Here is a 6935-nt window from a genome sequence, read left to right as displayed (position 1 = left end):
ATTGAATCTGATTTTTAGCCATTTTCATTTACCTCCACACAGACTTATTTTAAGTATACGCCTATGGGAGCTGAATTTAAGTGATAATCAGGAAAAGTTATTATCTAGGGAATACCATTAACGAAAGAGTACTATTTGGCATATATAGAAAACTTGGTATGAATTTAAACTATAATCCAATTAAGAATGAACTTAATATCAGACTGGAGGGGGAATATAACGCCATTACAGATGAAATCTATTTAAATGAACTACCTTCCGTTGCGACTAATATCATCGCGGCGGCGATTAATGGTAATGGAGATATCACATTTTCCGGTCTTAATGCTATAAATAATCATAAATGCCAACGGGCATTTATTATCAACGAAAACATACGCATGATGGGAGGCAAAAGTTATTTAATTTTTAATGATACTGGGGCTTTCAACAAAATAAGGATTAACGGTAACGGGCCATTAAACGGAGGCGTTGAAATATTCAGCTACTATGATCATCGGATTTGCGCATCCAATATTATTGCATCACTAGGGGCAAGAGAACGAACAACCGTTAATCATATACATAAATTAGATGATGGTTTTCCTGGATTTATCCAATCCTTAAATTCTCTCGGGGCTAGAATAAGTTAGCTAACAGTATAATAAGCGAGATAAAAATATGAAGTATTATGGTAATAATCATCCGCCATTTATCGAAATAAATAAAACTAAATCACTAAATGGTTCAATAACTTTACCTGCCTCAAAAAGTTCTTCAACTCGCGCCATTCTGACTGCATCATTAACGGAAGGTACAAGTAAAATAAATAACATGGCATCAGGGAACAATACAACAGCAATGAAATTAAACTGTTCCCGTTTAGGAGCATCATTTAATAGTGATATTACAGGGACAATCGTAGAAGGTATAGATATCAGAAAGATTGATAAAAAAATCATCTTTAACCCAGGTAATTCTGGCGTTGTATTACGATTATTAATGGGTGTATCCGGTTATTTACCTGATACTGAATTTATTACAGAATACCGTCACTCCCTGGGTACACGTTCACAATCAGAAATGGTCAATGCACTCAAATTACTCAATATTCAGTGTACCGCCGTTGGGCCAGATTCACTTTTACCAATAAGCATGAAATCAAATAGAAACATCGGTAATTACACTGAGATTTCATGCAGAAAAAGCTCTCAATTCCTGAGTGGACTACTTTACTTAGGCGCTATCAGTGAACGAGATCTACAAATAAAAGTCACCGACACAATTACCGCGCCATCGATGGTTCACACGACAATTAATAATTTGCGCAAAGCCGGCATCAATATTGAATATGACGATAAATTCCGCAATTTCTTTACCACAGGAAAAAGTCGATTTATCCCATCAGAATTTAGCGTCGGCGCTGATCCCGCCAGCACGGCAGCGATCCTTGCACTTTGCGCCTCACTGAATTCTGACGTCACCCTAAACGGTTTCTTTGAGGAAGAATTAGGTAACGGCGCGGTAGTGGATTATTTAATTAACAGTGGAACGAAAATCAGCTTTATCAGAGAAGATTGTCTCAATATTCGCTCTGGCGGCCCCCTGAAAGCACAGGATTTCGATGGTTCACTGGCGCCAGATGCGGTACCTGCACTTGCTGCATTAGCTGCGTTTGCCGATGGTAAAAGCGTTTTCTATAACATTGAACATATCCGCTATAAAGAATCAGACAGAATTTCTGATTTTCGACGGGAATTGGACAAAATAGGAATTAGATCAGAAGAAAAGCTAGATCAATTAATTATTTATGGTAATCCATATGGATATAAAGGCGGTGTTATTGTTGATGGTCATTACGATCATGGATTAATCATGGCGCTCACAACAATAGGTTTACATTGTGATGAGCCACTTATTATTAGTGAACCATATCATGTTGGTCAAACTTATCCAGAATATTTCGCCGAAATATCCACATTGGGCGCCAACGTGAATGAATTAAAATATTCTGGCCCTATACCAGAAGACGTTTAAATATCATTGATAACTCTTAACCAAAGGAATTCACTATGTGTGGAATTGGTGGTATTTTTAATACAGAAAACAGGCTTATTGATGATATTGAAAATAAGCTACATACTATAATGTCAAAAATAGCACATCGAGGTGATTCATCTCGGTTTAATGAAAAGGTTGTCAGAAATAACTTTGCAATCGCAACCAACAGACTGGCGATTGTCGAACGTGATTCAGCCTATCAACCCATATCAAATCAGGAACATGATCTTCATCTTGTGCTGAATGGTCAAATTTATAATTATAAGTCTCTTCGAAATGAATTAATTAAACAAGGCTATCAATTTAAAAATGGTGGCGACGCAGAAGTTGCCCTAATCGCCTACATTCGCTATGGCAAGTCATTTATTAAAAAGTTAGATGGAATGTTTAGTTTTATTCTATTTGATAATAAGAATAATAAATTCTTCTTAGGAAGAGATCACGTCGGCATAAAACCACTCTATTACACCCAAAAAGAGGGTAGCTGGTATGTAGCATCAGAAATAAAATCATTGATCGAGTTTAATTCAGAAATTAAACCCGTTGAACCCGGTTCAATTTTCGACGGCTTTACCAGTGAAAAATATATTAGCTACGACACAAATATTTCCGCAAGCAACGATAACTTCGAACAGGCAAAAGAAAAAGTCTATTCACTTTTAGATAATGCCGTCAAAAAGAGGGTTGATACAGATCTACCTATATCAATCATGTTTAGCGGCGGTATAGACAGTACCATTGTACTTTATCTTGCACACAAATATCACCACAATGTTACAGCAATTTCATTTGGATTACCCGGCTCAAAAGATATTGAAATTGCCCAAAGATATTGTTCTGAGAATAAGATAAAACACATTATCTATACCTTTACTCAGGAAGAATTAATTAATAACATCCAAGATGCTATCTATTATGGTGAGTTTTTCGAACAAATTGATGCAATTGATTCGAATATTGCTCACTTTGGTTATTATATCGCTAACCGCCTCGGCTTTAAAATCGCTCTATGTGGAGAAGGCAGTGATGAAATTTTTGCTGGCTACGATCTATTTAAGACATATCCCGATCCCCATTATCTCTCCCTATATAGATTAAATAATCTTCATAGAACTGATTTACAAAGAGTCGATCGGGCAAGCATGAGAAATACGGTTGAAGCACGAGTTCCCTTTATGGATTCAGCATTGGTTCCTTATGTTTTAAGTCTGGATTTTTCTTACAAACTCAATAACGGAGTAGAAAAACATATTTTACGTGAAGCATTCAGAGGAAAAATACCCGAATATATCATTGACAGACCAAAAATAAGAATGCCAGATGGCAGCGGGGTAAAAAATACTATCATTGATTACGTTAAAGATATTAAATGCAATCTACCAAAGAGCGTTGTTGACAGACTTAATGCTATCGGGTTAACCAACCAAAGCGCTCTCTATTTTGCTGAAAAATATCTCTCTTTAGGCTACCCACTGCCAAAGGAACGTTTCAAAGAATCTGGTAAAGATTTTTCAGAATCTGGTTATTTTAATTTCATATCGTAATTTAACCATTATGTTGATTGCTGCATTGTTAGTAGAATAAACAATGCAGCAATCTTGAGATAAAAATAGTATTTTTTATTTTCATCACTTGGCGTCAAATTGGAACTCAATATCCTTTTTTAAAAAATCATAATCAATAATTTCAACTTTCTTATTCTTTGATACAATTATTCCTTTTTCATTCAAACTCTTAATAGCTCTATTTAATTGCCTGACGGAAACACCTAAAACAGAGGCTAAATCTTCCCTCTTCTCTAATACCAACACCGTTCCATTTCTTTTCGAATGATAATAAAGAAATCGCTTTAACTTATCCTCAACAGTTAAAAATATTCCGGTTCGAAACAAAGAAGACTCAAAAAGCTTATTACTGAGTTGTTTACAAACAAATTGAAGAAATCCAGGATCTGTTAATCCAAATATTCTTACCGTCTCTAACGGGATTGACAGCAATACTGATCGCTCCTGAGCAAAGACAGTATTAATTATATTATCGCCTTGAGAATGAAAAAGTTCTAAATCCCCGATAAGAAAAAGAGGAGTAGCAAAGGCAAAAACAGAGAATTTGCCATTAATATTATAAAATTCAACCTTAATTTTCCCCTCAACCAAAATATAGAGATGAGTAAAACTTGATGATTGATGTGTAAGATAGGTATTTTTCTTAACTTCAACCACATCTAACTTTGGCATAAACTCTGCTGGAAAAATGCTATCAAGATGATATTTATCAATATAACCTTTCAATTTATTCTCTTTATTCCGTTACAGATTACAGATTTAATAGAATTTTTTATAATTATAGACAAGGATAAATAGATTGCAATTTTTTACTACGACAATCTCATTATTTCCTTTTCCAATTGATTTTTCAGTTTATTACTACAAAAAGAAGCATGTAGTGCATTCAAATTTGTTTCAATAAAATCACTATATTGCCAACCAAAATATCGATTAATCTTCAAATATTCCTTACATAAAGTGATATTTGCAACTGTCCGGGTATCCGTATTAATCCCAATATTTACACCAACCTCCTTCAAAAAATTAACTGGATGGTTTTCATAGATATCATAAATATCGCAAATAATATTACACGTCGGACATATTTCTAAATGTATATTTCTCTCTATAAGGAGATCAATAACATCTCGATCTTCAATACTTCTGACACCATGACCTATACGAGAAATATTTAATTTATTAATAGTCTCACGCACACTTTCAGCCCCTTTCGCTTCTCCTGCATGCGCAATGACATTTCCACCATTTTCCAACACCATTTTAAACGCATTCAAATGCGCATTTAGTGGATATCTTGCCTCATCGGCAGCAAGATCAAGAGCAACAACACCGTAATTAGAATATTCATTGACAAGATATGCGGTTCTCAAACTTTGATCTTCTGAAAAATGCCGCAATGTACATAATATTAAACCTGCTGCTATACCATACTTGATTGAAGAATTTTTCATTGCCTCCAAAACAATTTCTACAATATCGCGATCATTTAATCCTAAGCGAAGATGAAGTAAAGGTGAAAATCTAATTTCAACATAAACTACATTATCGTTTTTTAATTGTATGAAAAGATCTTCTACAGCATCAGCTATTACGTCCATTTTTTGTAGTAAATCCAGTGAAGGAATAATCTTATTTAAGAAATCACCTAAATCATGGCATTTTTCAGGGGCAATATATTTTTCACAAAATGACTTATGGGTAATATCAGGAATAAGTTTTTTAACGAAATGATAACTCAACCCACAATCAAGATGCGTATGTAACTCTACCTTTCTCAATAAATCAGGATTAAAATTCATCTTTTATTCTCCTATATGACTAAAATTACGATAATAATGTAAATAGTTTATTCTTAAATACCTTACCCTTGATTTTAGTCACCACCGTCATATTATGGGGATGATTGAGAAGACCGGTTGAATCAACCACTAAATGCCCATATGAACGTGCGCTTTGATATTCAACATAACCATACACCTCTAATTTATCCTCTATCACTTCATTCGGATATAAAGCAATAGCCATTGTTATAGGATCAGGCAGATCAAATCCTTTTCTATTCGTTCTTCCTGCATTGAATTCAATCAATGTTCTATTACAGCTCACTGCAAACTGACCAAGATCACCTAAAGAATTTAATTTACCCATATCGAACTCATTAATAAAAGCCTCCTCCATACCTAACTCCCATCCACAAAATATAAGAGGCAACCCAGAACTCAATACTATATGTGCTGCTTCAGCATCAGAATAGATATTGAATTCAGCTAATGGCGTGATATTACCTGGCTTCAATCCAGAACCACCCATGATATAAACAACCTTGATAAATTTATATAAATCCGGCTCTTTTAAGACAGCCATTGCTATATTTGTCAATGGTCCCAAAGTGATTATCTCTATCTCACCAGGAAATTTTTTCACGATATCAATAATTGCATCTACTGCATGTTTATCTTCTACTATTAACGAAGACTCTGGTAAATTCATATTACCCATACCATCTTTCCCATGAATATGATATGAAGCATAGTGCTCTCTAAATAATGGTTTACTCATCCCTTCATATACCGGGGGAATATATGTTCCTGCTTTTTCAATACTAACTAACGCATTTTTCCTGCACTGAGCAACAGCACAATTACCGGCCACAATAGTAATACCTTCAATAAAAATTGAGGGTTCACGAAGCGCCATCAGTAATGCAACTGCATCATCGGAAGCCGTATCTGTATCAATAATGAAATGTCTCATAGCCAGCCTATTTCCCTTTATCATATTCCTTACATTAGTCTATAAGTTCCACCAAAAAAAAGTCACATGACCTTTTTCCAGAATTAAGAAACAATGTGCACAGAGATAGATAATCAATATGTGATCTATTTCACAATTTACCGCCAATAAATAATTCACAGGAATATGTTATAAATAGCATACACATACAAAAAAATTAATAAAAATAGCCGACTAAGGTAGACAATCAATGTTATTTATTCGCTTTACCTCTTTCAAACCATATTTAGATATGAGCAGAAAAATATATTGATTATATTTTTCTTGCATTTTATAACCAACCTAAATTCTCTCAAACATGAGGAGATACAATCCAACAACCGTAAAGGAAACCAAGGTGTGAAGAAAACTAAGGTAACAGAGACGGCATCATTTGCATAATTTTCTGGAGCCGTCTCGAAAAAATTGACAAAAAACGCCTTAATTTAACTTAAAAAGCGCTTCCTTGACATATTTTCCACATTTTCTTCATTTTTTAGCCTATCCTCACTGTCTAAACTAATAACATGTGATTAAACCGATATTTCAGTCGGA

6 protein-coding genes are annotated in these 6935 nt (G+C 34.4%); 3 read left to right on the top strand and 3 right to left on the bottom strand.

From position 1 onward, the window contains the following. Positions 1 to 80: 80 nt before the first annotated feature. Genes BA1DRAFT_RS17665 through BA1DRAFT_RS17655 form a run of 3 tightly spaced genes read left to right on the top strand, consistent with a single transcriptional unit; the run spans position 81 to position 3584 of the window. Positions 81 to 632: a 3-phosphoshikimate 1-carboxyvinyltransferase gene (locus BA1DRAFT_RS17665; RefSeq protein WP_268747244.1), complete on the top strand. Its 552-nt coding sequence runs from the start codon at positions 81 to 83 to the stop codon at positions 630 to 632. Between the two features lie 28 nt (positions 633 to 660). Further along, complete coding sequence (gene aroA / locus BA1DRAFT_RS17660) at positions 661 to 2016, top strand: 3-phosphoshikimate 1-carboxyvinyltransferase (protein WP_036781841.1); 1356 nt, start codon at positions 661 to 663, stop codon at positions 2014 to 2016. Between the two features lie 35 nt (positions 2017 to 2051). Then, complete coding sequence (locus tag BA1DRAFT_RS17655; RefSeq protein WP_036781839.1) at positions 2052 to 3584, top strand: asparagine synthetase B family protein; 1533 nt, start codon at positions 2052 to 2054, stop codon at positions 3582 to 3584. Between the two features lie 84 nt (positions 3585 to 3668). On the opposite strand, the gene BA1DRAFT_RS17650 is transcribed toward BA1DRAFT_RS17655, so the two are convergent. The 3 genes from BA1DRAFT_RS17650 to BA1DRAFT_RS17640 form a co-directional block, all read right to left on the bottom strand. Continuing rightward, positions 3669 to 4331, bottom strand: a complete 663-nt coding sequence (locus tag BA1DRAFT_RS17650; protein WP_036781837.1) for a Crp/Fnr family transcriptional regulator — start codon at positions 4329 to 4331, stop codon at positions 3669 to 3671. A gap of 86 nt (positions 4332 to 4417) precedes the next feature. Further along, a complete protein-coding gene (add, locus tag BA1DRAFT_RS17645; RefSeq protein WP_036781835.1) occupies positions 4418 to 5407 on the bottom strand; it encodes an adenosine deaminase in 990 nt (329 codons plus the stop codon). Between the two features lie 25 nt (positions 5408 to 5432). Then, a complete protein-coding gene (locus BA1DRAFT_RS17640) occupies positions 5433 to 6362 on the bottom strand; it encodes a nucleoside hydrolase (RefSeq protein WP_036781833.1) in 930 nt (309 codons plus the stop codon). Positions 6363 to 6935: the final 573 nt, after the last annotated feature.

Source organism: Photorhabdus aegyptia (assembly GCF_000612035.1).
Classification (GTDB): domain Bacteria; phylum Pseudomonadota; class Gammaproteobacteria; order Enterobacterales; family Enterobacteriaceae; genus Photorhabdus; species Photorhabdus akhurstii.
This window is presented reverse-complemented; position numbering and strand designations above follow the sequence as displayed.

Coding starts and splice junctions, on each gene's coding strand:
- BA1DRAFT_RS17640 (WP_036781833.1), bottom strand. CDS start 6,362: ATGAGACATTTCATTATTGATACAGATACGGCTTCCGATGATGCAGTT.
- BA1DRAFT_RS17655 (WP_036781839.1), top strand. CDS start 2,052: ATGTGTGGAATTGGTGGTATTTTTAATACAGAAAACAGGCTTATTGAT.
- aroA (WP_036781841.1), top strand. CDS start 661: ATGAAGTATTATGGTAATAATCATCCGCCATTTATCGAAATAAATAAA.
- add (WP_036781835.1), bottom strand. CDS start 5,407: ATGAATTTTAATCCTGATTTATTGAGAAAGGTAGAGTTACATACGCAT.